At 44.4% G+C, this 23,735-nt stretch carries 20 protein-coding genes, 1 pseudogene and 1 other annotated feature (1 of these 22 cut by a window edge); of the genes and pseudogenes, 9 read left to right on the forward strand and 12 right to left on the reverse strand.

The features are described 5' to 3' along the window. From DESYODRAFT_RS20455 to allE, 3 genes are all read right to left on the reverse strand, one after another. Positions 1 to 1,635: a class I adenylate-forming enzyme family protein gene (locus tag DESYODRAFT_RS20455; protein ID WP_007786013.1), complete on the reverse strand. Its 1,635-nt coding sequence runs from the start codon at positions 1,633 to 1,635 to the stop codon at positions 1 to 3. Positions 1,636 to 2,122: 487 nt separating this feature from the next. Continuing rightward, positions 2,123 to 3,787 carry a PucR family transcriptional regulator gene (locus DESYODRAFT_RS20460; protein WP_007786015.1) on the reverse strand — a complete coding sequence of 555 codons (1,665 nt, stop codon included), beginning with the start codon at positions 3,785 to 3,787 and terminating at the stop codon, positions 2,123 to 2,125. Between the two features lie 138 nt (positions 3,788 to 3,925). After that, entirely contained in the window at positions 3,926 to 4,687 is a 762-nt protein-coding gene (gene allE / locus DESYODRAFT_RS20465) for a (S)-ureidoglycine aminohydrolase (protein ID WP_007786016.1), read from the reverse strand. An 815-nt stretch (positions 4,688 to 5,502) separates the two neighbouring features. Between allE and DESYODRAFT_RS20470 the strand changes: the two genes are divergently transcribed. Further along, positions 5,503 to 6,024, forward strand: coding sequence for an ureidoglycolate lyase (locus tag DESYODRAFT_RS20470; RefSeq protein ID WP_007786018.1), 522 nt, complete (start codon positions 5,503 to 5,505; stop codon positions 6,022 to 6,024). A 239-nt stretch (positions 6,025 to 6,263) separates the two neighbouring features. Here the strand turns inward: DESYODRAFT_RS20470 and DESYODRAFT_RS20475 are convergent, their stop codons facing one another. From DESYODRAFT_RS20475 to DESYODRAFT_RS20490, 4 genes are read right to left on the reverse strand one after another with little or no spacing between them, the layout of a single operon-like run. After that, on the reverse strand, positions 6,264 to 7,652 hold the full coding sequence (locus tag DESYODRAFT_RS20475; RefSeq protein ID WP_007786019.1) for an NCS1 family transporter: 1,389 nt from the start codon (positions 7,650 to 7,652) through the stop codon (positions 6,264 to 6,266). Positions 7,653 to 7,708: 56 nt separating this feature from the next. After that, on the reverse strand, positions 7,709 to 9,058 hold the full coding sequence (allB, locus tag DESYODRAFT_RS20480) for an allantoinase AllB (RefSeq protein ID WP_007786022.1): 1,350 nt from the start codon (positions 9,056 to 9,058) through the stop codon (positions 7,709 to 7,711). Between the two features lie 13 nt (positions 9,059 to 9,071). Continuing rightward, entirely contained in the window at positions 9,072 to 10,430 is a 1,359-nt protein-coding gene (allB, locus tag DESYODRAFT_RS20485; RefSeq protein WP_007786023.1) for an allantoinase AllB, read from the reverse strand. Positions 10,431 to 10,476: 46 nt separating this feature from the next. After that, positions 10,477 to 11,745, reverse strand: coding sequence for a Zn-dependent hydrolase (locus DESYODRAFT_RS20490; protein WP_007786026.1), 1,269 nt, complete (start codon positions 11,743 to 11,745; stop codon positions 10,477 to 10,479). Between the two features lie 264 nt (positions 11,746 to 12,009). On the opposite strand from DESYODRAFT_RS20490, the gene DESYODRAFT_RS20495 reads away from it, so the two are divergent. From DESYODRAFT_RS20495 to bshB2, 3 genes are all read left to right on the forward strand, one after another. Beyond that, the gene (locus DESYODRAFT_RS20495; protein WP_042339941.1) at positions 12,010 to 12,891 is read left to right on the forward strand and encodes a patatin-like phospholipase family protein; all 882 of its coding nucleotides are present in this window, start codon (positions 12,010 to 12,012) and stop codon (positions 12,889 to 12,891) included. 114 nt (positions 12,892 to 13,005) lie between these two features. After that, on the forward strand, positions 13,006 to 13,356 hold the full coding sequence (locus DESYODRAFT_RS20500) for a YojF family protein (RefSeq protein ID WP_007786031.1): 351 nt from the start codon (positions 13,006 to 13,008) through the stop codon (positions 13,354 to 13,356). A gap of 17 nt (positions 13,357 to 13,373) precedes the next feature. Further along, a complete protein-coding gene (gene bshB2 / locus DESYODRAFT_RS20505) occupies positions 13,374 to 14,045 on the forward strand; it encodes a bacillithiol biosynthesis deacetylase BshB2 (RefSeq protein WP_007786032.1) in 672 nt (223 codons plus the stop codon). 167 nt (positions 14,046 to 14,212) lie between these two features. Here bshB2 and DESYODRAFT_RS26755 read toward each other — a convergent pair whose 3' ends face one another. Then, positions 14,213 to 14,575, reverse strand: a complete 363-nt coding sequence (locus DESYODRAFT_RS26755) for a hypothetical protein (RefSeq protein WP_007786034.1) — start codon at positions 14,573 to 14,575, stop codon at positions 14,213 to 14,215. A 679-nt stretch (positions 14,576 to 15,254) separates the two neighbouring features. Between DESYODRAFT_RS26755 and DESYODRAFT_RS28425 the strand changes: the two genes are divergently transcribed. Further along, positions 15,255 to 16,463, forward strand: a complete 1,209-nt coding sequence (locus tag DESYODRAFT_RS28425) for an IS1634 family transposase (protein WP_007786035.1) — start codon at positions 15,255 to 15,257, stop codon at positions 16,461 to 16,463. After that, positions 16,387 to 16,968 carry an IS1634 family transposase gene (locus DESYODRAFT_RS27625; protein WP_157137228.1) on the forward strand — a complete coding sequence of 194 codons (582 nt, stop codon included), beginning with the start codon at positions 16,387 to 16,389 and terminating at the stop codon, positions 16,966 to 16,968. The genes DESYODRAFT_RS28425 and DESYODRAFT_RS27625 overlap by 77 nt, the downstream gene beginning before the upstream one ends. Before the next feature lie 178 nt (positions 16,969 to 17,146). Here the strand turns inward: DESYODRAFT_RS27625 and DESYODRAFT_RS30015 are convergent. Then, positions 17,147 to 17,373, reverse strand: a pseudogene (locus DESYODRAFT_RS30015) (DUF3102 domain-containing protein); the annotation flags it as partial. 93 nt (positions 17,374 to 17,466) lie between these two features. Beyond that, positions 17,467 to 18,750: a homocysteine S-methyltransferase family protein gene (locus DESYODRAFT_RS20520; protein ID WP_007786036.1), complete on the reverse strand. Its 1,284-nt coding sequence runs from the start codon at positions 18,748 to 18,750 to the stop codon at positions 17,467 to 17,469. A 333-nt stretch (positions 18,751 to 19,083) separates the two neighbouring features. On the opposite strand from DESYODRAFT_RS20520, the gene DESYODRAFT_RS20525 reads away from it, so the two are divergent. The 3 genes from DESYODRAFT_RS20525 to DESYODRAFT_RS20535 are packed head-to-tail and all read left to right on the forward strand — an operon-like array spanning position 19,084 to position 21,790. Then, the gene (locus DESYODRAFT_RS20525) at positions 19,084 to 19,629 is read left to right on the forward strand and encodes a UBA domain-containing protein (protein ID WP_007786037.1); all 546 of its coding nucleotides are present in this window, start codon (positions 19,084 to 19,086) and stop codon (positions 19,627 to 19,629) included. 33 nt (positions 19,630 to 19,662) lie between these two features. Beyond that, entirely contained in the window at positions 19,663 to 20,337 is a 675-nt protein-coding gene (locus tag DESYODRAFT_RS20530; RefSeq protein WP_007786038.1) for a response regulator transcription factor, read from the forward strand. Continuing rightward, entirely contained in the window at positions 20,327 to 21,790 is a 1,464-nt protein-coding gene (locus DESYODRAFT_RS20535; RefSeq protein WP_007786039.1) for a sensor histidine kinase, read from the forward strand. Before DESYODRAFT_RS20530 ends, DESYODRAFT_RS20535 begins: the two co-directional genes overlap by 11 nt. Positions 21,791 to 21,913: 123 nt before the next feature. On the opposite strand, the gene DESYODRAFT_RS20540 is transcribed toward DESYODRAFT_RS20535, so the two are convergent. After that, positions 21,914 to 22,642, reverse strand: a complete 729-nt coding sequence (locus DESYODRAFT_RS20540; RefSeq protein ID WP_427854301.1) for an ABC transporter ATP-binding protein — start codon at positions 22,640 to 22,642, stop codon at positions 21,914 to 21,916. Beyond that, positions 22,626 to 23,393, reverse strand: coding sequence for an ABC transporter ATP-binding protein (locus tag DESYODRAFT_RS20545; protein ID WP_007786041.1), 768 nt, complete (start codon positions 23,391 to 23,393; stop codon positions 22,626 to 22,628). The genes DESYODRAFT_RS20540 and DESYODRAFT_RS20545 overlap by 17 nt, the downstream gene beginning before the upstream one ends. A 171-nt stretch (positions 23,394 to 23,564) precedes the next feature. Further along, positions 23,565 to 23,735: a binding site (T-box leader), on the reverse strand (it continues 113 nt past the right edge of the window).

Consider the following 23,735-nt stretch of genomic DNA (forward strand, 5'->3'; position numbering starts at 1 on the left):
CTAGCTCTGGGTTTGAGCCACCACGACACTTCCTCCGCAATATTTATTCCGAAGCAAGGGCTTTTCAATTTTTCCGGTAGGGTTGCGTGGAACTTCATTAAATATTATTCGGCGTGGGCGTTTATAGCGCGGCAGTGACGAACAGAACTCCATTATTTCTCCTTCTGTGCACTTGCAACCCTGCTTCAGTTCTATAATAGCCGCTGCAATTTCTCCCAGACGCTGATCGGGCAGGCCAATGACAGCTACATCTTTGATCAAATTATGCCCCCGGAGAAAATCCTCGATCTGTACCGGGTAGAGATTTTCGCCGCCACTGATAATCACATCTTTCTTACGGTCTACCAAATAAATGAAGCCATCTTCATCCATACGGGCCATATCACCGGTAAAGAGCCAATTATCTTTGAGTACGGCCGCAGTTGCTTCCGGGTCGTTATAATAACATTTCATTATTCCAGGCCCTTTCACAACCAATTCGCCCACCTCGCCCTGTGACACAGGGCAGCCCGATTCGTCCGCAATCATAGCTTCCCAATTGTAACCAGGTTTCCCGATTGCCCCGACTTTGTGAATGTTTTCCGTGCCAAGATGGACACAACCCGGTCCGATAGATTCGCTCAAACCATAGTTCGTGTCATAGAGATGGTTGGGGAAGTATTTTTTCCAGCGGTTAATCAGGCTGGGCGGAACCGGTTGGGCACCGATATGCATCAGCCTCCATTGGTCAAGCTTATAATTCTCCAGCTTGACATCTCCTCTTTCAATGGCATCGAGAATATCCTGAGCCCAGGGCACAAGAAGCCAAACTATGGTGACATTTTCTTCGGAAACCGCTTTCAATATCCATTGGGGTTTAACTCCGCGCAGCAAAACAGCTTTGCTTCCGGCCAGAAGACTGCCGAACCAATGCATTTTTGCGCCAGTATGATAAAGCGGCGGGATACACAGGAAATTATCCTCCCGCATCTGACCGTGATGATTTTGTTCCGTATAGCATGATGATACCAGACTAAGATGATTATGGAGAATCGCTTTGGGAAAACCTGTCGTCCCGGAGGAAAAGTAAATGGCCGCATTATCGTCTTCGCCAAGGGTGATCTGGGGATCTAACGCCGAGCGATCCGCTGTAAGCTGTTCATAGCTTTCCGCAAAAGAGGGGCAGCCTTCTCCTACAAAGAAGCTTAGTTCAACCTTAGGAATCTGATCACAGATCATTTCTACACGGTCAATAAATTCCGGGCCAAAGACTAATGCATCGGCTTCCGCTAATTCCAAACAGTATTTAATTTCCTCTGCGGCATAGCGATAATTTAAAGGAACAGCCAAGGCGCCGGTTTTAAGAACACCGAAATAAATAGGCAGCCATTCCAGACAATTCATCAATAAGATGGCAACTTTATATCCTTTTTTAACCCCCCTGTTTAGGAGAAGATTGGCAAATCGGTTAGCCTTCTCGTCAAACTCACGCCAAGTCATCTCCCGCCGGAATTCCGCCGTCGGATTAGGTTCTATCAATTCAAACTCACGCCAGGTAATTTCACGCTTTTCCTGCAGCTCCGGATTGATTTCAATCAGGCTGATATCATCACCATAGAGTCTGGCGTTACGAGAAAGGATTTCTGTTATAAGCATTTTGCTGATTCCTCCAATTACGTTTAAAAACTATATTAAATGAGCCCGCTCTGCCTGCTCTGTCACTGAGCCTTTAGCAATAATTTTTGGGAAATAAAAAAACTCCCGAATATAGGAGTTTAGAAAGCTGTGAAAATACCCGCAATCCGCAGCAAAAACGGATAGGGCACGACATTCCCATGTTCTACCATCCTACAATGTCCTACTTTTTTGAAATTGCCTATTAACCAGGGATTCCTACATTACCTACATACCACATTACTTACTGTTGCAACTCCCTGCATCCCTGCAGAACATCCAGCTGCACAGTGACCATTACATACTATAAGTATGCTCTACATAAACAAAATACCATACTTCACTGTTAAAATCCAGTTAATATTTTTTCCAAAGCCGACAATACCTTTTAAAACTCCCATACCATTGATTATCGCTCTCTAAACACTTACTTTTGGAATTTCTAACCATGCTTGGCTTTGACTGCTTTTTACATCCCCTCTTTGCCAAGCAAATGGATAATTTTCAAACCCATTTCGATTTCCAGGCGATGTTCATTGATCTCCAGATCCATTCCGGTCAATGCTTTAATCCGCTCCAGCCGGTAGAGTATGGTTTTATAGTGTATGAACAGCTTTTTGGCTGCTTTACTTGCATTTCCATTACAGTCCAGGAAAATTTCCAGAGTTTTTAGAAGATCTGTTTCATTGACTTTATCATGCTCTATCAATTTAAGCAGTGATTTTGGGACATAATTTTGTAATTCATCTTGTTTGGCAAATTTGCAAAGTATACGAAATATACCCAGCTCGGAAAAAACCCCGATAACGTTTTGCCCTTGAATCATACGACCAAAGGTGATCGCATCTTGGGCTTCTTTAAAACTCCGCGGAATTTCGTGAACCTTTAGGGCGGCATCTCCAATTCCTATGGCCACAGAGACTTTCTTAACTTTATTTCTAATTTGTTCCTGAATCTCTTTACCTGTCTTCTTTATCACTTCCAAGAGCCCGTTTTGGTCGCCTGGCGACGGCCACAACAGGACGATGGCATCATTTTTAGTCCCTAGGATATAATTTTTGGTATGTTTTCTGACAGCACCCGTAATTATCGAAACGACATCAGATTTCAGCCCTTGCAAATACATCTTATCCGGACTATCTTTGCTTTTAGCTAAAATCCCGTCGATGTTATCTATATTAAAAAGGACAATCGTATATGGCTTAGACAAGTCCCAGCCAATTAACGCAGCCCGCTCCAGCGTATTATTTAACCCTATGTTCCCGGTTATCAGGTTCTCCAGAAGATCATTTTGGAATTTCTGTTCAACTTCCTGTACAGCTACTTTCTTAACTAAGTCAAGAGTTACGACGGTAGCCGCGTGTTCTAAACAAATCAAATCCATTTCTTGAAGTCGTTTATGCAATTCTGCCACCGTCAGGTAAGCTTTTACTTGATTAAACGCCCGGATCGGTACGACAACCTGAGGAACGGGTTCCTCTCCTAAGGCCGGGTATTGCACCATTTGCCGGTAAAACGATAGTTTATCATTCAAACTCTCTCGATTATATAGATCTTCTACTTCAACAAACGTTTCAAGCTGGGGATCTGTCGTGCTCATGCTTTTAAAATTACGATCATATACGGCAACTGGGTTGCCAATTAATTCTTCCAAAGTTTTAATAATCGTCTCAAGACCTATGCAATGCAACGCCAGAGCCGTAAACCGCTCTTGAATAACTTTGTAGTAATTTAATTTAACGACTTGATTATTAAAAAGTTCGGCCATAATAGGATACATTACATCAACAAAGCGCACATTGGGCTCAAGTTCTATAATGGGTACTCCATATTGATTGGCCGCTTCAATCATATCCTCCGGGATATGGTCAACAAAACGTCCAACTTTAATGGCAATAGCCGCTACACCTTTATCTGCCAGTTTTTTGACGAAATCGTCATAGTTTAAGGTTCCTACAGGAGCGGCATACAAACTGGTAAGGAGTAACTCTCCCCCGGCCAGCCAGTTTACAATATCCGGTGCTTCAATAATGGTAACACCTTTAACTACATTATCCAGCCTTTGATGACCCGCCACAATTTCCGACGTACTTAAGGGGCCAATTCTCATAGCATTTTTTACTGTAATCTCCAATGCTGCCACCACCAAAGCGTTTATTTAAGTTCGATGTTCAAGTTTTATGTAGCGAAGAAGAACTTATTCAAAACCTTTTGGGAATTACGAGGTCCGATTTAATCATCGAGCCTCGTATCCTGTTTAGCTAATTCTATTTTACAACTTAATGTCGCGATTACAATCTTTAGTGTAGATATAGGTGGCAGGCGTTCTTCCCGTCCCATAAAAAGCCTGTGGAACGTAAGGGCCAAAATAGATGAAGTCTCCGGTTTTTACAGGAATCCATTTGTCGTCAATTAAATACATGCCCTCTCCCTCCAGGAAATAGAGTCCATGTTCCTGAACGTGAGTTTCTGCAAAAGGGTGACAGGCCCCGGGATAAAAGCTAAGGGTATGAAAATTAACATCAAAACCCAATTCTGAAGGGAGCAGGTTTTGAATTCGGACGTTTTCCATATCATCATAAGCTTCATTAGGGATATCATTTAGATTGCCCTCAATGATTCTGGCTTCATACCCGGTTAAGGGAAGATAGCGTTGTTTATAGAGAATAAGGGTCCAAGGTTCGGAGCCTGCATTTTTCAAACCTACTCCCAAGGAAGCAGGTGCAAAAACAAAGCCGCCATTTGTAAGTTCGTAGGTTTCACCTTCTATGGTTACAGTACCCGCTCCACCCCTGCAATAAACAAACGTTTCGATACCATCTTCTTTAAAATCCCATGCTGTACCGCCGCCCGGCAATACTTCAACTGTATACATGGCAAATTTCGCTCCTAACTCAGGAGATGCGATGATACTTGTATTACAGTTTTCCAAATTTGGGATAACGTTTTTTACACGTCCTTCCGGCGGGATCAATGCATATCTGCCATGTTGGATAACAGCTCTCGTTGCTAACGGCTCACTTGGGTAACCCATGGATAACCTCTCCTTTTAAATTTAATAATAATATTGAATAGTCATATATTCGTGGCTTGACCTGAGGAGACCTTTGGCATAAATGGTTAAAATCAAGCGGTTATGACTACCATTATTGGATAGTGTGTTACTTTATAATGCGTTATCCATCCATCAATTATAAACTTGCTGTCTTTATAGAGTAGGATAGCCCTCCATGCCGCTGGCGCGGCACCATCTGACGATGAAAATGCGAGTCGTCTTTTGTAGCCTGCCATGCCGCTGATGCAACACCAGCAGAGGATGAAAATGAGAGCGCTCTCTGGTCGGGTAGCTTCGCCCACATCCGCTCACCGCAGCATTCCGAGGCTCACCCACTCGCCGGTGCGGGACTCCGCCAAACCTCCGGGTAATACCTTGTAAGATGTGAACCCGTGGCTCCGTCTCCCCGCACCGTCTTGTGGGCTTTTACTGCCTCTCCATGCAATGGGTTCGCTTCTGTGGACGAAGCTGCCCTGCTCGCGGGTCTGGGGATTATTCCGCATGTCTTTAGGGTCTTTTAATTTTTCGCCGTTAACGCAGCACCATCAGAAGATGAAAAAGATTCCACGAAGCCTTACCAGCCCCCCAAAGTTCTGCTTACATTCCCAACAAACTGGCTGAAGGAGCGCTTGTCTGCTAAGCTAAATGCCCGAGATCATCCAATTTAGAAAACTAGGATAAAGAATCATCTTCACTCTCATCAATAGTGGTAAAAGGATAATTCTCTAGAACGACTAATTATATATAGACACAACTGCCTTGCGAAACTGAAATTGAAAGGGGACATCTCTGAAATGAATCGCATAATTAAAGTCGAACCTTTTAGCAAAGAAGCCTTTGCACCTTACGGGCATGTGCTTATGCGGGAGCCGGGAGTGCCCCCTATTAAGACTTCGCCTCCGGTTTTTGCCGACCGAATACCCTTTGAAGTGGATGACGGTGGGGCTGAATTCGTTTATGCTTTACTTAAACGTAAGGAATTTAAGTTTTCAGCGTTAGAACGCCACTTGAAAGTTACACAAGGATTCTTCCCCCTCTTTGGCGGGCCGGCCATTATTAGTGTTGCACCGGCAACCGACCCGAATGACCTTGAAGCTCTTCCTTCACCAGATTCTGTACGATGCTTCTTACTGGAAAGTTACACTGCCTTTGTCATTCATCGTGGAGTGTGGCACGGAACTATTCTTCCCCTGGAAGAGTCGTTTGGGTATATTCTTGCTACACGAAAAGAGACTACCGATGATTCCATCGACCCCCTCTATGATGGGGATTGCCAGATTCGCGATCTTGGGGTAACGTTTGAGATTCAGCTTTAATGAATGCTCTTAATTTATAAACATCTGCAAGATGCCGGTTCCGATACGCGGGAATCAGCATCTTGTCTTTTTGCCCCCCTCTCACCTGGATAAGTTAAATATCAACAACCCCGTCCCCCTGACATGCTTGATTACAAAGCAAAAAGGTATAATTCCCTCGGCAATACCGGGATCATACCTTTTACTTTCCTGCACAGGACATTTGTTATGAAGATGTTTATGCTTCAATAGGTTTGGAATTATTCAAAAATCGTACCCTTTTTGAATTTGGAGTCTTTAAAGGCATACTTCATCAGAAGAATATAGGCAATACCCGCCACGACAACTCCGATAACCCAGGCCAGCTCTACTTTCATAAAGGCTGCTCCGGCACCGATCAGCATTGCCAGTACTGCGGCCGGATTATATCCGGCAAAGGGACCGTTTTCGTCATACAGATCTGCAATGTTTACTTTTTGTTTTCTTATAATATAGTATTCGATTAACAAAATTGAAACTATCGGGCCTAAGAATGCGGAATAGATTAGGATGAACATTCCCAGACCTTTTGCCGAAGAATCCTGGACAAGCACCCAGGGGAAAGAACCTAGGGCAAGCAGTCCGGTTATGGTAACAGCAACTTTGTATTTTAGTTTTGTGAGCAGCGTAATGACATAGGTCGGCGGAATAATATTGGCAACCATGTTCACTGCAATAGCACCCATCACAATAAATGCTGAAACAAAGACGGTAATATAAGGGTTATTTACTACGATTGCAAAGGCTTTCACCGGATTAGAGATACCGGTTGCGGAAGCAAGCATTGCTCCGATGGCAAGTACGAAGCCGTAGGCTATTAAAATAGGGAGAAAGTATAAGAATCCGCGTTTCGCGTCGCTAATACCCGCTTTGAGCTCTCTTGAATAGTCTGCCGCACTTAAGAAGATCGCTGCATAATTTCCCATGAACATCATGATGAAGGCAAAGAACGGCAAGCCCCATGAGCCTTTGGCCTGAACCCATTTTTCAACGATAACAGCGCTATGATCTTTGAGGAGAATCGTAAATACATAGACAAGTGCCAGCATAATAACAATCGATGTAAGGGATTCCACCCATTTAATGGCATGGAAACCGTACAGTGACAGGGCAATTTGCACGAACTGAAGTACTACAAAGCAAATGACAACACTGTCAAAGCTGCCGCCTGTAAGAACTTTGGCAATTTCATTTAGGGCAGTGCCGCCGATCCAGCTTTGAAAACCATACCAAACGATAGCGGGAATACCACGTAAAAGTGAGGAAATGACGGACCCTTTAACCCCGAAAGACATTCTGAGCTGTACAACATAGGGGATTCCCGTTCTATATCCCAGCCGGTCATTTAAAGCAAAAACAGTCGAAATAATCCCAATCGCGATAACCGCCGCGGCAAAGGTTTGAAAGAGGTTCAGCGTTGCGATTCCTGCGACAACCAAACTCGCCCCCAGGGTCATATTCCCTAAATTGACACCGTCGCCGATCCACATAAACATATAGTCTAAGGGACCTACCGTTCTGCCCTCTTTACTTTTCGGTTTAAGTGATTCATCGACACCCGGTGCATGTTGGATCTGTGTTTCAGCGGAAACGTGACTTTCTGTAGCCATGTAGCACCCAACTCCTTTTCTCTTTACATTTCTCTGTATTTTGATTGGGGAGTAATTTATAAATTGGGTCTTAGATGTTTGCCGATAGGCTTTGAGACAATCTTTCCATCCTTGAAAACGGTTGTCCCTCTGAGAATAGTTTGGGTCACTGTCCCACGGAAGCGGTCACCTACATAAGGGCTTACTTTATGCAAATAGAAGAGATCGTCTGCCTGCAAGGTGAATTCCTTATTCAAGTCTACCAGGGCGAAGTCCCCATCGCAGCCAAGGGCGATTTTGCCTTTTCCCTGGATGCCAAATATCTCGTTAACATTTTGGGAGGTCAGTTTGGCAATATTCCCAAGGGGAAACTTTCTGTCATGGTAGGCATGAGTAAGCAGGCCTTGAAGGGTCGTTTGACAAGCAGATATTCCACCCCAAACCTTTAAAAACTCTCCATCTTTCAGCTTCGGATCGCAGGGCGAATGGTCCGAGGAAACAAAAGCGATCTCGCTGTTAAATAATTTTGCCCACATCTTCGTTTGGTTTTCAGTATCGCGAATGGGCGGAGAGCATTTTGCGACGGTTCCCATCCGCTCTACGTCGTCATCCGTAAGAATTAAATAGTGCCCAATGGTCTCGCAAGTTACGTCAACTCCCCGGCTTCTTGCTTGTGTGACAAGCTCGATAGCCTTTGCCGTGCTGATATGAGCAATGATTAATTTACAGCCGGTCTGCTCTGCGATTGAAATCATGCGGGAGACATTTTCTATTTCCGTAATGGGGGGACGTGCCGCAAAATAATCCCGGACTGTGGTTTTATGATTGGCAAGGGCAAGGGCTGTCAAATCTTTGGTAATTTCAGCATTCTCACAATGAACCATCAGCGGCAAGCCAAGCTTCTTTAATGTTTCCATACCGACTAAGGCTGTATAATCATCCATTCTTTCAAACTCATCAATACCACTATGACAGGAAAAAGCTTTGAAACCTACAACACCGCACTCTGCCAGCTCTTCAAGCTTATCCAGATTTTTGGGAGTAAGCCCGCCCCAAAATCCATAATCGACTAAAGAGTCCTGCTGGGCTACAGCAAGCTTAGCCTTAAAGTTTTTGGCATCAAGCGTACAAGGGCTGCAATTCAGCGGCATATCAAAGTAGGCCACACCGCCGCCCGCTGCCAGGGCACTGCTTCCGGTGGTGATGGTTTCCCAATCCGTTCTTCCCGGATCATTAAAATGCACATGCCCGTCTGTGGTGCCGGGAAAGACATAACTTCCTGCGGCGTCAATGGTTTCTTGGGCACTGCCGGAGATTTCCCCGGCTATTTCTACGATCTTTTCATCACAGACCGCAACATCCGCTTTTTTTACGCCCTCCGGACAAACAAGCAGCCCGTTTCGAAGGATTAAATCATATCTGCTCAACGTTTATCCCCCCTTACTTTGATTTTTTAATAAGTTTTCCGTATCCCTTCTGCCCGACTAATTGGCCCTCCTTCGCAACCACCTGACCCCTTACTAAGGTGCAGACAGGCAGACCTTTACCCTTTAAACCCACGAAGGCAGAAATCTTATTAACGTAATACAAGGAATCCGGTGTAATTTCCCATTCCTTTTCCGGGTCGAGAATGACAAGGTCTGCATCAAATCCAACTTCTATAGCGCCTTTCTTGCCATAGATTCCAAAGGTCTTAGCCGGACCTTCGCTTAAGGAGCGTGCCAGTAAGGTGGGATTATACCCTCTCTTTACGACGCCTTCGCTGAAGACAACCTGCATGACGTTTTGGATTCCGCTAATACCACCCCAGGCTCCAAAGATTCCATGCTTTTCTTCGCTTTTCTCACTCAATTCGCAAGGCGAATGATCCGAACCGATACAGGCTAAGGTTCCATTATTGACGTATTCCCACATTTCTTCGACTGCCGCAGCCTCTCTTAACGGAGGGGCACATTTGAACAGACTGCCGTTCTCAATCACATCGTTATCCGTAAACGTAAGGTAGTGACCACAGGTTTCGGCGGTTACATCCACCCCTTCCCGTTGAGCCTCCCTGATGATCTGGGCGACTCTGGGGTGGCTGACATGACAGATATGGACCTTGGCATCCAATTCCCTGGCAAGGTCAAGTATGTTTTGGGTAGCGATAAGTTCCGCAATAACCGGTCTTGAATTCAGGAAATCCCGCCAATCATTTTTTTCTTTTCGTTGTGCTCTTGCTTCTTCCCATTTGATAATCGAATAATCTTCGCAATGGAAACCTGCACGGCCATCACATTCTTTTAAAATTTCCAAGGCTTCTTTAGCTTGTCCGATCGTTAATGACACATAATCAGGGGAAACAGGACCAATAAAGGATTTAAAAGCAACGCATCCTTTTTCATCCAGTTCCCTTAATTTATCCAAATTGTAGTCCACCAGACCGCCCCAGAAACAATAATCCACATAGGCGTTGGCAGAAACCGTTTCCTCCTTCTTATCAAAAATCAAAGCATCGGTTAAGGCGGGTTCATTCTGAAGAGGCATATCAACGATTGTAGTGCAGCCTCCAACTCCTGCGGCAGCTGTACCATGAGTATAGTCCTCCCGCCAAAGGTAACCCGGATCGTTTAAATGAGCATGGCTGTCAATAGCACCTGGAAAAACATAATTCCCTTGGGCATCGATGACTTCTTCAGCTTCAACCGGAGTTCCGGCTTCAACGATGGCTGCGATTTTCCCATCCATCACACAAATGGATGCCTCGAAAATTCTGTCCGAAGTTACGACCTTACCATTTTTAATGACTAAATTAAACAAATGCCTACCCCTCTCTCTTCTCAAAATGCTGTTCTTAATTAAAACCTTAAGAGCACGCGATCGAAGAAAATTGTTTGGATTCTTCCTCGTCGAGGCTATCTAACCTCAATAGTGTGTGGTAGAGAACATTAGCACCATTAGCACAATCGTCCGGGGAACTCCATTCAGCTGGATTATGACTGATTCCATCTTTAGATCTTATGAAGATCATGCCGATCGGACAGATATTGACAAGCTGCATCGCGTCATGCCCGGCACCACTAGGGAGATAAAAGGGCTTGAGTCCTAATTTGTCAAAAGCATCTTTGGCCGCACGCTGAAACTCTTCAGAACAAAGAGAAGGGGGAATCCGCTGCAAGACTTCAGTGCGCATTTCCAGACTTCGTTCACGGCAAATTCGCTTCCCTTCCCTAAAAATACTATCTTCTACTTGATCACTGACTGCTTGGTTAAGATCTCTCAGATCAAGTGTAAGTTCTACGGTACCCGGGATTATATTGATTCCTCCGGGTAGAACATTTAATTTCCCCACGGTCGCAACCGTTGTACCGGTTTGTCTGGCTTCCCTTTCAACCGCTTGAATAAATTCCGAGGCTGCTACTAAAGCATCATGCCTCATAGCCATCGGTGTCGTACCCGCATGCCCTGCCTCACCTTTGAAGGTACATTTAAGCCATAATTCATTGACAATCCCTGTGACGATACCGACCGACTGATTATTGCTTTCAAGCACTTTGCCCTGTTCGATATGCAGTTCAACAAAGGCTTTGATACTTCCCTTAATGCGAGCGGCACATCGAATAAGAGCCGGATCTAAGCCCTGAGCTTTCATAATAGCTGCAATCGAGATACCCTCTTTATCCTTAAGTTCCAAATCTTCGGGTCTAAGAGTGCCAATAACCCCCCTGCTGCCCAACATACTGTAGCTAAAGCGAGCCCCTTCTTCATCATTAAACGCATAAACTTCAATCGGATGTTCGGTCTCAATACCCTGTTCCTTCATAGTTTGGAGAACCTCAATTCCTCCGATAATCCCTAAAGCGCCATCGAAGATCCCTCCGTTATATACAGAATCAATATGTGACCCCGTGAGCAGCACTGGGGCTTCCGGATTACGACCTTCTAAGCGCCCAATAATATTGCCAACCGCGTCTTCCCGTACGCTTAAACCGGCTTCTTTCATAAAGGAAGCGACGAGATTTTTTGCTGCGCGGTCTTCTGGGGTAAAGGCTAACCGGGTGATACCGCCGGATTCCTGTTTTCCTATTTCCCCTAACTGGAGCAGCCTGTTAAATAGTCGTTGTTTGTTAATCACGTTGCCACCTCTTAAAAATGTTTAATTTCCTTCGCAATTTTTTGCTTTATACTAATATTTTCTACAATTTTGGTCATGTTGTCTTCTCATAAAAAGGATAAAGATTTCTCACCTAACTATCCTTGGTTGATAAGTCATAATAATCAGAAGGTTAGTGTCAAATCCGCATAACTTAGAGTCCCTCCCAGCTTGTTGTATGTTAAAACTTACCATGATATAGTGGTTGATGTAGCAGCAAAGAGGAGTAAAATGGTGGTGTGTTCAATGGAAAATATAGGGTTAGTGCTTGAAGGCGGGGGTATGAGAGGACTATATACCTGTGGTGTCTTAGAGTATTTTATGGAAAATGATTTATATTTTAATTATGTAATAGGAGTATCTGCCGGGGCATGTAATGCCGCTTCCTATATTTCGAGGCAGCCGGGAAGAAATGAAAAGGTCATTATTGGGTTCATTAAGGACTGGCGGTACATGAGTTTCAGGAGTTTACTCTTAAGCAAATCCTACTTTGGCATGGATTTTATTTTTGACGAGATTCCTAATAAGCATGTTCCCTTCGACTTTAAAACCTTTTATAAGTCCCCCGGAGTTTTTTTGGTCGGAACAACGGATTGTCGGACGGGTAAGCCCATGTATCTGAATAAGGACGATTTAGGTAAGCAATTCCAGGCTTTAAGGGCCTCCGCCTCTCTGCCGATGTTATCACCGATCGTGAACTATAAAGGGTATGAACTATTAGATGGCGGTATTTCCGATTCCATTCCCATCAGAAAATCTATTCAAGACGGCAATACCAAAAATATTATCGTTCTGACCAGAAATAAAGGTTATCGCAAGCGTCCCGGGAGATTTACGGCTTTATTAAAATTTAAGTATAAAAATTACCCACATTTAATTGAAACCATGCTAAACCGTTATAAGAATTACAATGAAACCTTGGATTATATCGAACACCTGGAAAACCAAGGGAAGGCAGTTGTCATAAGACCTACCCAGGAATTAGAGGTGGATCGATTAGAAAAAGATCCCCAAAAGCTTTACAGACTGCTTCACCAGGGATACGAGGATACTAAAAGCTCTTATCAACAAATAAGAGAATTCATCGCCGGAATATCCCTCAGCGATATAAAAAAACAGCCACGCTGATCGCGGCTGTTTTCCTGCTGAAAATCCGGCATTTGCCCAATGCAGCAGCGGTGAAAATAGATGCCAAATGGTATATAATGAGGAAAAATCATTGTTTTGAGGTGGCAATCGTTTATGAACCCTATTCATAAGTCAACTGTGCAATCTGCACTGGATTATTTTCTTAACCGCGACGTGTACCTCCACCTGGAGACAACGAATGGAGCCTATGCGGTCCATAGGCAGGAGAGCAATATGACCGTAGGTGCCTATATCCGCAATGGCCGGATCTGCTTTGAACGGGGGATTATTACAGGGGACGGCCCTTACCGTGTCGGACTTAAAATGGAACTCGGCTGGGTTTACGCTGAAGGATTAACCGATTTCGAGCTGGACTCAGCTGGCCGGCTATTGCTTGCCGGGCATGATCAAGAGGGACGGCTGGCTGTGGCTCTGGAACTTAGTTTGTCCCCATTCGAACTGTAACTTAGGAGGAGTTATTTTTGGAAGAAAATGTTCTCGTAGTTTTTCCCCATCCGGACGACGAAACCTTTGGCTGTGGCGGAACCATAGCACTGTTCACCCAATCAGGCGTTCCGGTCACTTATGTCTGCGGTACTCTGGGACAAATGGGACGCAACATGGGAAGACCGTTCTTTGCCACCCGGGAATCATTGCCGAACATTCGGGAGGCAGAGCTGGAAGAAGCTTGCCGGGCTCTTGGCATTCACCGTCTGATTAAACTCGGGTTACGGGATAAAACCATTGAGTTTGAAGACCCGGACTTATTAATTGACCGGTTAGAGAAGATCCTCCGGGAGGTGCGGCCCTCTCTGGTCCTCACCCACTATCCGGGATATTCAGTTCATCCGGATCACAATGCTCTGGCTGAAGTAACAATCCGGGCAATTTCCCGCTTTCCCGTTCAGGAACGCCCCATGGTATACGCTCATGCGTTTGCCCGGGACTGTCAGAATGTGCTCGGCCCGCCGGATATTATCAAGGACATTTCCTCTGTGGCAGAAGTAAAACTGGCCGCGATCCGGGCACATAAGTCGCAGTCACAAGTGTTTTACCCTCGTATCGCAAATGGGCCGGTCAAGAAACCATCACCGAAGAGCTCATTTAGCCATATGCTTGAGAGGGAATCTTTCTGGACTTACCGTTTCTCATAAGTTCCGAAATTAGTAGCCTATCTCTAACCCAGGAGTTGATCGATAAAGAAACCATACCTGAATAGCACAACCTAAAACAAAACGCCGAAATCAGCCCCCGCGGTCTGATTTCGGCGTTTTGCTCAGCATCATAGGATTATACCGGCTGATCTCCAATGCCTTCTCCATCAAGAGGACATCCTTCTATACAGATCCAAACCGTACTTAGGCCGCCGCCTCAATTTGGCATTTAGCTCAGGTATACTCGCCCGTCGTCTATCATCTAATCCCCTGCCTGAGAAAACCTGCAATTCAAAGTTCTTCATTTTAATATTTTTTTGATCTCTATACTTGACATAGTAGAGAAGAGATCCGGTTAGAGCAAAGAAGATTGCTAATACAAAATACCCAATGGCAAGGGACGCATTAATCGTAAAGTTATAAGTATTCATAGGTCCTGTCATTGCGCTATTGATGACCGAGGTTTTCCAAGAGCCCAGTCCATAGAATAGCAAAGAGAAACTATAGCTAACAGCGGTTACTTTTGGCATATTTCCACCTCCACCACATATTGCACAGCCCTGACATGGCATTCCGTCTTAACCGCACATGGCCCAATCTCCAGTAATGCACTCGGTACATCCGCTAACATGTATTAGCTTATTCCGGCACACTGGGCATTTGCCGTTCTGGATCAGCCACTGTTCACAGGGGGCTGTGCAATAAGTCTTTCGATGGCAATTCACACATACATCCTTCATTTCATCCGCCTCGCAGTACATGTATTTGTATTTTATACGAACCTATGTTCTTATTATAGCCATATTCCGTACGAATATCAATACAAAACTGCCTGGTTGTAATAAACTTTTTAGACGAATATTCGTTCGCCTAATTTCTCCCGCTCATCTTCCGGAATCCCCGAAAGTAGGAGACTTGGTAGTAGGTCAAATTCGTCAGCGCCGACGAATTTGACCTACTACCAAGTCTCCGGAAGCAAACAATTTATCTCTATTCTTCAAAGAACTGCATCAGCCTGTCCGCTGTACGCTGGGAACAGCTCACCGATTCAACCAGCCCGGGTCTTTGACACTTGCCTTTAATATAGAAATTTCTACAAGCCTTGAAAACAGGGCTTTTTTCATTGAAAAAATGTCAAATTCCCCCCAATAGGTAGTGAGTAATTTATCGTAATGTGTTATAATATAAGGGATTGGAGGAGATCGTACTATGCGACTTAGTATATCCAAGTCTAAAAATGCTACTTCATTTTATGTCATACAATCTGTTTTCGAGAATGGCAGGCGTTCCACAAAAGTTGTTGAAAAGTTAGGAACGCTTGCTGAATTACAACAAAAATTAAATGGGCGTGACCCTATTGAATGGGCTAAATCATACATAGAAGAACTTAACCAAAAAGAGAAAGAGCAATCACGTGAAGTCATCCTTAAATATTCGCCATCCAAAGTCATTTCCAAAGATCAACAACGTTTCTTTAACGGCGGTTATCTTTTTCTTCAGCAAATCTATCACGATCTTAACCTTCATAAGGTTTCCGCTGATATATCGAAAAAATATAAGTTCTCTTTTGACCTGAATGCTATACTGTCTCGGCTCCTTTACGGACGGATCCTTTTTCCTTCCTCCAAACTCGCTACCTACAAGCATTCTTCAAAGTTCATTGAACAAACTGACTTTGAATTGCAGCATGTGTACAGAGCACTAGAAGTTATTTCCAAAGAAATGGACTTCATCCAGTCTTCTCTTTATACTAACAGCCTCAAAATTTCAAAGAGAAACACGGGTATTCTTTATTATGACTGTACCAATTATTTCTTTGAAATCGAACAAGAAGACGGCCTTAAACAGTATGGCGCTTCAAAAGAGCATCGACCGAACCCTATCATCCAAATGGGTCTGTTCATGGATGGAGACGGCATTCCTCTTGCTTTTAACCTCAACAGTGGCAACACGAATGAACAGATTACACTTAAACCCTTAGAGCAAAAAATACTTTCCGATTTCAAACTTTCAAAATTTGTTGTCTGTACAGATGCCGGTCTGGCTTCTGAAAAAAATAGAAGATTCAACAACGAAGGTGAACGCGCATTTATCACGACCCAATCAATCAAAAAACTAAAAAAGCATTTAAAAGGATGGTCTCTCGAATCAAAAGGCTGGCATCTTGCAGATCATGATAAAACTTATGATATCACCGAGCTTGACGAGGAAACTTATAAAGACAAATGCTTCTTCAAAGAACGCTGGATTAAAGAAAACGGCCTGGAACAAAAACTTATTGTCACTTACTCCATCAAGTACAAAAATTATCAACGTCAAATTCGTCACTCACAAATCGAACGTGCTCAGAAATTACTCGATTCGAATCCGACGAAACTTTCAAAAAGCCATCAGAACGACTATAAACGTTTTAATTAAGAAAACCAGCTGTACGTCTGATGGCGAAATAGCTGAAAATGAACTCTATGCCTTAAATAACGAAACCATCGTTGCCGAACAAGCCTATGACGGATTTTATGCCGTTTGTACGAACCTCGAAGGTAGTGCTCAGGAAATCATCCGGATTAGCCAGCGGCGCTGGGAGATTGAAGAATGTTTCCGGATCATGAAAAGTGAGTTTAAAGCGCGACCGGTATATTTAAGTCGCGAGGATAGAATTAAAGCACATTTTACTACCTGCTTTATGTCCCTTATCATTTATCGATTATTGGAAAAGAAACTAGGGAATAAGTTTACATGCAGTGAAGTCATCAACGGATTGAGAGAAATGAATTTCTATGAGATCAAGGGTGAGGGATATATACCGACCTACACAAGAACTGATTTTACAGATGCGCTGCATGAGACTTTTGGTTTTCGAACAGATTACGAGATTATTAAGAGAACACAAATGAAAAAAATTTTTAACATGACTAAGAAATAAAAGATTACTCACTTTTTAAGAATGCAAAAAAAGCTTGAACACCTTGCAAATACAGGGCTTTCAAGCTTTTTATATTTTTCAACTGTCAAAAAAGAGATTATAGCCATATTCCGTACGAATATCAATACAAAACTGCCTGGTTGTAATAAACTTTTTAGACGAATATTCGTTCGCCTAATTTCTCCCGCTCATCTTCCGGAATCCCCGAAAGTAGGAGACTTGGTAGTAGGTCAAATTCGTCAGCGCCGACGAATTTGACCTACTACCAAGTCTCCGGAAGCAAACAATTTATCTCTATTCTTCAAAGAACTGCATCAGCCTGTCCGCTGTACGCTGGGAACAGCTCACCGATTCAACCAGCCCTGTTCCCCATTCTTCATAGGGGAACAGGGCTTTGGCCTCCTGTTCATTCATTTTGAATCCCGCCTTGTTAATAGTTTTAATCACAGCATACGCAGACAGGCTTCTGACGGTGAAGGCTTGGTTGGGTATAACCTATCAACTATTAAGAATTAGGGCACCGTAGTGTCTTAATTGCGGGAGAGACCCTTTCGTCTTCTCTGTTAAAATGACTCCGGCTCTTCCCGGGTAATATCTCAAAAATTTGGTAAGAAGTTCAACCGACTCAGATTTGAGGATGAGCGGTTTTTTAATGGCAAAGCTAATAGTATTGCTGAATCCTAAAACATCAAAGGATTCGGTCATATCACCGAAATCTATTAGCAGGTAATCCATAGCCGCTGTTCTATAGTCTTGCAGCAGTTGATAAAAATCACCCTTCTTTAACATATTGACAGCCTTATCATCCTTTAGGGAAAGCTCTGCAGCCGAATATTCCTTGTCATTCGCAAACAAGAGATGATTGAACGCCGATGCCAGAGCTGAGCTGGATTTCAACTCTAAATCCGGGGCTTTAATCCCCTCAAGTTCTTTCTTCACTGCCCTGATAAATTCCGGGGTCGTTCCGCAGCATCCCCCAATAAGCCTTACTCCATTCTCGATAAATTCTTTAGTGTAGGAACTAAATTGTTCCGGTTTTTGACCATAAACGGCCTCTCCATTCACTAATTCAGGCATCCCGGCATTTGCTTTTACCGAGAGTGGGATTGAGACAACGGAACGCATTTTTTTAATGGGTTCAATTAAGCTATCCGGGCCTCCTGAACAATTGGCACCCACGACTTCCGCTCCTAAAGATTCACACACAATGGCACATACCTCTGCCGAGTTGCCGGACATGGTTCTGCTGTTTTCATTAAAGGTTACTGAGGCAATAATAGGAAGTGACGTGGTTTCTTTAGCAGCCAAGATAGCTGCCCTTAATTCATTCAAATCCGTAAAGGTTTCAAAATTAACAAGATCCGCGCCTGCATCTTCTATAGCTCTCAGCTGCTCTTTAAAAACAGTATAGGCTTGATCAAAACTCAGGTCCCCCGCCGGTTCTAAAATCATACCCGTAGGGCCCACCGAAGCGGCAACATAGGTGGTTTCGCCCGCAACTTCTTTCGCCAATTTCACACCTGCAAAATTTATTGGATAAGTCTTATCCCCTAAACCATGCTTTTCCAAGGTAACTTTATTGCCCGGAAAGGTATTGGTTTGAATGACATCAGAGCCGGCTTGTTTGTATAAATTATAGAGATTTTTCACTTCATCAGGTTTCGATAAGTTCCAGGCTTCAGCGGCTTCATTTCCTGTTAAACCTCTCTTTTGCAGCATGACCCCTTTAGAACCATCGTATAATAGAACCCTTTCCCGGACGGAACTAAGAAAACGTTTCATCAGCATTTTACCTCCATTGCGCAATCATTGTATGATCCAAAAGCATCCTATAAGTCTGCTATCAGCACGAATATTTGCTCTTAACCCTGTTTAGTATACTTCAAAAGTCCCAAAGGAACATCTTTTGCGTCAAAAATATTCAGGAATGCCCTATCCTTCGGTGTCAGTCCAGTCTTATTTGGCAAATTGCCCCAGCATACTGTTGAAAAGAACCTCATTATGCGATAAAATTTTTTAACCCTATTTTAATACAGGGCAAATTCTCCTTGAAGCTTTTTGGGTTAGAATACAAATATACTCAATTGAGCACAAAAGAAACAGGGAGGAAATTACATGACAACCTTAGACCAAGTGGAAAAACTGCGTGCCATGGCCAATGTCAGTTACGACGAGGCAAAGACTGCCCTGGATGCGGTAAACGGGGATTTGCTTGAGGCAATTATTTATCTGGAGAAACAAGGAAAGGTAAATCCGCCCAGCGGAGGCGGTTACTATAGCAGTCAAAACAACCGGGACTCAAGTAACTTTGCCTATAAAGAAACTGATTGGGGAAAACGGCATAACCATTGCCACGGCAAAAAAACCTTTATGTCTCTCATGAAAGGAATAGGAACCTTTTGCTTAGACATGTTCCGTAAAGGCAATCTAAATTCCTTTGAAATACTCAAGGGCCGGGAGAGCAAAGCGTCTTTTCCAGTTACCGTTCTGGCACTATTGCTTATATTCGCCTTCTGGATAACCATTCCCCTGATTATTGTCGGACTATTCTTTGGTTTCCGCTATCGCTTCCACGGACCGGACTTTCAGGGAAACACTGTCAACGACGCGATGAATAGTGCGGCGGATGCTGCGGAAAACTTCAAGGAGTCAATCAGATAAGGATAAAATTTATTTGAAACGGCGGGGCTTCCAATGAGTTCTAAAATACTGATTATTGAGGATGAAGAAAAAATTGCCCGATTTGTCGAGCTGGAGCTTGGCTATGAAGGCTATATCACGAAAAAGGCCTTTGATGGCAGAACGGGGCTGGAACTCGCCGAAACCGGCGAGTTCGACCTCATTCTGCTGGATGTTATGCTGCCACAGTTAAGCGGCATGGAAGTGCTGCGCAGAATCCGCCGAACCTCCTCTGTTCCTATCATCATGCTGACGGCGAGGGACAGCGTAGTGGATAAGGTTTTCGGACTTGACAGCGGGGCGAGTGATTATATCACCAAACCCTTTGCTATTGAGGAGCTTCTCGCTCGGATCCGCACTGCTCTCCGAAAAACCATGCCTGAAGATCTGACGTTGTCCGCCTGTGGTCTGCTGTTGGACACGGGCCGGCGTACAGTGACTTTCAAGGGCACTCCCATCGACCTGACCAAACGGGAATTTGACCTTCTCCACTATTTGCTTAAAAATAAAGGATTGGTCGTTTCCCGGGAAGCACTGCTGGAAAATGTTTGGGGCTTTGATTTTACGGGAGAAACCAATGCTGTCGATGTCTACGTGCGCTTTCTGCGCGGCAAAATCGACGAAGTGTTCAATATTAAACTGATTCATACCGTAAGAGGAGTGGGGTATGTGATTAAGGATGAAACATGAACCGCTAAACAAACCCACAAACCGTATCGGCCATAAACTGCGGTTTTCCCTCGTATGGAAGCTTAACTTCAAACTTTTTCTCCGTTTGCTGGGGATTTTTTTGGTGCTTGATACTCTTCTTTTCCTGGCCTCCGTGACAGGGCTGATTGTGCGCGCTGATCAAACTGCAGCAGCGGCGGCCAAAATGCTGAGCCAGACAGGGCTCCCCAGCCCGGATGCGGAAAACTGGCTTGAGCTGACAGGATACAGTGTTTCTCTGGACACAGGTGAGCCGCAAGGCTTTCCGGTGCCGGAAAGCTTACTAAACCATCTTTCCAAGCAAACTGCTTCCGGGGTAAGGAGTATCGACCTGCCGGACCCGGATGACATAGCCTCTTGGGAACAATTAGACGGTATTACTTATAATCTGACGACAGATTATAACGGACGTTCTTATCTTATTTCCATTCGTCTTCAGGAAACTCTGCAAATCCTTGCAGGGATATTTGTCTTATTATTAACGATGGAACTTTTTATACTGCTCGGGAGCATTTTCTCAGGTGCCGGGACAATCCGTAAAGCCCTGCGGCCCATTGAAGAATTTGCTAAAACAGCGCAAAACCTGCATACCGGTGGGGTCTTTACACCAGAGCAGCTTGAAGTTCTGGCCGGTAAGTTGGACGACATTAATGCCACAAGGCTGGATACGAGAATTCCTGTGGACGATACCCAAAGCGAACTGAAAACCCTGGCTTCCGCCATTAACGGGATGCTGGATCGGATCAATGAATCCTATCGTTCCCAGGTACGTTTTGTCTCAGATGCTTCCCATGAGCTAAGAACGCCGATTTCCGTCATTCAGGGGTATGCAAATCTGCTGGACCGGTGGGGGAAAAAGGACGAAAAGACCTTACAGGAATCCATTAATGCCATCAAAGATGAAACAGCTAATATGAAGGGCTTGGTGGAACAGCTTTTATTTCTGGCCCGGGGCGACAACAATACCATGGCTATGCAAATCGAGCGTTTTGAGCTATCCGACCTTGCCGTAGAAGTACTGCGGGAGACCCAGATGATCGACGGCGGCCACGAATATGAATCGAGTGTTTCACCCGTTTTCATTAAGGCTGATAAAAGCTTAATCAAACAGGGGACAAGAATCCTCATTGATAATGCTATGAAATACACGCCCCCGGGTAAACGGATCAAAGTTTCTGTTTCCAGTGAACATGGCTTTGCCCGGCTGACGGTCCAGGATGAAGGTATTGGCATTCCCCCGGAAGCAGTTCCAAAGATTTTTGACCGTTTCTTCCGCGCCGACGAATCCCGCGCCAGGGCCACAGGCGGAACGGGATTAGGCTTATCTATAGCCAAATGGATCACGGAGCGGCATGGCGGGCATATAGAGGTTTTGAGCAGGCTGGATATCGGCACCCGGATTTCCATTCTCCTCCCTTCTGCACCCGAGGTATAAAGGTTGTCTATAGGAGATTGGTGCTCCGCCGAAGCCCCAAGTTTAGCTGAACGAAGTACTTTGAGGCCGGTTACTAATTGTAACCGGCCTCAAAGCACTTGTTGATATTGGCCGCTTCACACATTAAGCCTGAGCCCGCCCCAGATAAGCCTCTTGGATCAAGGCATCGGCAATGATATCCTGAGAATTGCCGCTATGAGTAATCCCGCCTCGTTCCATGACTAATACGCTGTCAGCAACGTTGAGAGCTGATTTAGTATTCTGTTCGACAAGTACAATTGTGACTCCGGTCTTTTTTAGCTGGACTAAAATAGACATAATCTCCCGGACAACTAAGGGAGCCAGCCCAATCGAGGGCTCATCCAGCATTAAGAGGGCAGGACGGGACATTAAACCCCTTCCAATCGCCAACATCTGCTGTAAGCCACCACTTAAGCTGCCTGCTTTTTCACTCTCTCTTCCTTGCAATGCCGGAAAGAGTTCCAGTATATCTTCAACATCCTTCCTTAAAACCGACTTATTTTTTCGATAACGGTGAAAAGCTCCTAACATAAGGTTATCAAGAACACTTAATGTGCTGAAGATTTCTCGCTTTTCGGGAACCAGGCTAATCCCTTGCCTGACGACCCGTTCCGGTTTTTGACCGGTGATCGGTTTACCTCGAAAAATAATTTCCCCTGCAGCAGGTCTATGCAATCCGGCTATCGTCCCTAAGAGAGTACTTTTACCTGCTCCATTGGCTCCCAGAATGGTCAGCAGCTCCCCTTCCCTGACCTCAAAGGATAGTTCTTTGATCGCCTGCACATAGCCGTGATAGACACTTAGGTTTTTAATTTTAAGCAATCTTTTCATCCTCTCCGAGATAGGCTTTAATCACGTCCGGATTAGTCCGAATTTCCGCAGGCGTTCCTTCGGCAATCATTTGACCGAAATTTAAAACCACAATCTTATCCGCTGCTTCCATCACGGTTTGCATGTCATGCTCAATCAGAACCATCGCCGTTCCTTTGGTCTTAAGCTTTTTCAGATAGCCCGTCAGGACCTCTGTTTCTGCAGGGTTCAAACCGGCTGCCGGTTCATCAAGGAGGACCAAAGCAGGATCAGAAGCCAAGGCTCTGGCTATTTCCAAAAGTCTTTGCTTGCCAAAGGGCAGCTCAGAAGCCAGAAGTCCTGCGCTCGACCCTAATCCAATCTCATCCAGTAAGATCAGGGATTCTTCCCGAATCCTTTTTTCTTCGCGGCAATTTCCGGGGAAGGAGAAAAAGGAGCGGATAAATCCCTTTTTGCTTCTGAGATAGGCACCGGCCATGACGTTTTCCAGCACTGTCATACTGCTGAAAAGCTGCAGATTCTGAAATGTCCTTGTGATGCCGGCCGAAGCAATCTGAAACGGTTTTAGCCCCACCATCTCCCGTCCCTTAATCCTGACTGAACCTTTTTCAGGTGAAAGTGCCCCCGTAATGATATTAAAAAGTGTGGTTTTGCCTGCCCCGTTAGGACCAATTAAAGCAAGGATACTTCCTTCAGTTACCTCGAATCTTATATCCTCAACCGCAGCAATACCTCCAAAATGTTTCGTGACTCCGCTAAGTTCAAGAAGCATTCGCTAATCCCCCTTTCTATTAATTTAGTTCTTCAAGTTCAAAATATCCCAAATATTAAGGTCGTAACCAAAATCAAAGCAATGATGGAGTATATACTTAAGTCCTTAGCCTTTGTGCCTTTCACCTCCGTTTTAAAGAATAAAGAACAAAAAAATAAACACATCTCATCCTCAAGGGACGAAAAGTGTTTTTTCGCGGTACCACCCAGATTGGGCCTATAAAAGACCCCTCCTCATTGAAAGTACGGGAATAATAATATTTTTCAATATCTATTCCTTATACCCCCTTCCTTTTAACGGTGGAAGTCTCCGACCAAACCTACTTTCCCTGGGGTTTCAGTC

The organism is Desulfosporosinus youngiae DSM 17734, from assembly GCF_000244895.1.
GTDB classification, from domain to species: Bacteria; Bacillota; Desulfitobacteriia; order Desulfitobacteriales; family Desulfitobacteriaceae; genus Desulfosporosinus; species Desulfosporosinus youngiae.

Excerpts from the sequence above, each read along its gene's own strand:
- DESYODRAFT_RS20535 (WP_007786039.1), top strand. The coding sequence starts at position 20,327 with ATGAAACATGAACCGCTAAACAAACCCACAAACCGTATCGGCCATAAA.
- DESYODRAFT_RS20470 (WP_007786018.1), top strand. The coding sequence starts at position 5,503 with ATGAATCGCATAATTAAAGTCGAACCTTTTAGCAAAGAAGCCTTTGCA.
- DESYODRAFT_RS20540 (WP_427854301.1), bottom strand. The coding sequence starts at position 22,642 with ATGAAAAGATTGCTTAAAATTAAAAACCTAAGTGTCTATCACGGCTAT.
- DESYODRAFT_RS20475 (WP_007786019.1), bottom strand. The coding sequence starts at position 7,652 with ATGGCTACAGAAAGTCACGTTTCCGCTGAAACACAGATCCAACATGCA.
- DESYODRAFT_RS20530 (WP_007786038.1), top strand. The coding sequence starts at position 19,663 with ATGAGTTCTAAAATACTGATTATTGAGGATGAAGAAAAAATTGCCCGA.
- DESYODRAFT_RS20495 (WP_042339941.1), top strand. The coding sequence starts at position 12,010 with ATGGAAAATATAGGGTTAGTGCTTGAAGGCGGGGGTATGAGAGGACTA.
- DESYODRAFT_RS28425 (WP_007786035.1), top strand. The coding sequence starts at position 15,255 with ATGCGACTTAGTATATCCAAGTCTAAAAATGCTACTTCATTTTATGTC.
- DESYODRAFT_RS20545 (WP_007786041.1), bottom strand. The coding sequence starts at position 23,393 with ATGCTTCTTGAACTTAGCGGAGTCACGAAACATTTTGGAGGTATTGCT.
- allE (WP_007786016.1), bottom strand. The coding sequence starts at position 4,687 with ATGGGTTACCCAAGTGAGCCGTTAGCAACGAGAGCTGTTATCCAACAT.
- DESYODRAFT_RS26755 (WP_007786034.1), bottom strand. The coding sequence starts at position 14,575 with ATGCCAAAAGTAACCGCTGTTAGCTATAGTTTCTCTTTGCTATTCTAT.
- DESYODRAFT_RS20520 (WP_007786036.1), bottom strand. The coding sequence starts at position 18,750 with ATGAAACGTTTTCTTAGTTCCGTCCGGGAAAGGGTTCTATTATACGAT.
- DESYODRAFT_RS20455 (WP_007786013.1), bottom strand. The coding sequence starts at position 1,635 with ATGCTTATAACAGAAATCCTTTCTCGTAACGCCAGACTCTATGGTGAT.
- DESYODRAFT_RS20500 (WP_007786031.1), top strand. The coding sequence starts at position 13,006 with ATGAACCCTATTCATAAGTCAACTGTGCAATCTGCACTGGATTATTTT.
- DESYODRAFT_RS20525 (WP_007786037.1), top strand. The coding sequence starts at position 19,084 with ATGACAACCTTAGACCAAGTGGAAAAACTGCGTGCCATGGCCAATGTC.